General features: G+C 63.7%; 1 pseudogene. It reads right to left on the reverse strand.

What is annotated here, in order from left to right:
• Positions 1–629: pseudogene (locus tag EJ105_RS27690) on the reverse strand (IS3-like element ISXau3 family transposase); the annotation flags it as partial.
• Between the last annotated feature and the right edge of the window lie 60 nt (positions 630–689).

Consider the following 689-nt stretch of genomic DNA (forward strand, 5'->3'; position numbering starts at 1 on the left):
GCGATCGAGCGTGTTGTCGACCGCCAGGGATGGCTTGCCTCCATATTGGCCGGGGCGCCGCCTGTAGCCGATCTGCGCCCGGATGCCGGCAAGCCGCGTCAGCCGCGCAACCCGGTTGGGGCAGCAGCTCTCGCCCATGTCCGCCAGATCGTCGTGAAGCTTGCGATAGCCATAGACCTTGCCGCTCTCGCTCCATGCCGCGCGGATCAGCTCGGTCTGTCGCTGGTCTTCCTGCGCGCGCTTGCTCAGCGGGTCCTTCAGCCAGGCGTAGAAGCCGCTCGGCTGGACACGCAGGCACCGACACATGGCACGGATCGAAAACAGAAGGCGATGCTCGGCGATGAACGCGTACTTCACTTTGCATCCTTGGCGAAGTACGCGGCCGCTTTTTTTAGGATGTCGCGCTCCTCCGTCACGCGCTGCAACTCGCGCTTCAGCCTGCGGACCTCAGCGGCCTGATCGTCATCGCGGGCCACGGCAGCAGGCTTGCCGTACCGTTTCCTCCACTCGTAGAGCGAGTACTTGCTGATCCCCAGCCGGGCCGCCACCTCCGCAACCGGATAGCCCCGTTCGGTGATCTGAACGACCGCGTCGCGCTTGAAGTCCTCGGTGAAGTTCGCTTTGCCCATCGGGGCCTCCTTGCCTAAAAATTTAGGGAAGAAGGCGTCCAGGAATCTAGGGGCGGTTCA

The organism is Xanthobacter aminoxidans (assembly GCF_023571765.1).
GTDB classification, from domain to species: domain Bacteria; phylum Pseudomonadota; class Alphaproteobacteria; order Rhizobiales; family Xanthobacteraceae; genus Xanthobacter; species Xanthobacter aminoxidans.